The sequence below is a fragment of the Bradyrhizobium sp. CCBAU 45321 genome (genome assembly GCF_028128975.1).
In the GTDB taxonomy this organism is placed as follows: Bacteria; Pseudomonadota; Alphaproteobacteria; order Rhizobiales; family Xanthobacteraceae; genus Bradyrhizobium; species Bradyrhizobium yuanmingense.
The window spans coordinates 1-227 of record NZ_LFKZ01000024.1 but is presented as its reverse complement, the minus strand read 5'-3'; the positions used below and the strand labels follow the sequence as shown (position 1 = coordinate 227).

Annotated in this window: 1 protein-coding gene; it reads left to right on the top strand. The window is 59.5% G+C overall.

Annotated features, from left to right (window positions below):
* Nucleotides 1–3: 3 nt before the first annotated feature.
* Nucleotides 4–227, top strand: a 224-nt coding sequence (locus ACM43_RS09485) for a transposase (RefSeq protein WP_271539838.1), incomplete at its 3' end; no start/stop codon positions are given.

The following is a 227-nucleotide window of genomic DNA, read 5'->3' as shown; positions in this document are numbered from 1 at the left end:
GGACTGTTCTGGCTCAACGACAAGCAATGGGCTCTGATAGAGCCGCATCTGCCAACGAACCAGACCGGACCGGTGCGCGATGACGATCGACGCGTCATCAGCGGTATCATTCACATGCTTCAGTGCGGCGCACGCTGGCGCGATTGCCCGCCCGACTATGGTCCGTACACGACGATCTACAATCGTTTCAATCGCTGGGCCAAGCGCGGACATTGGCGGGCGATCTT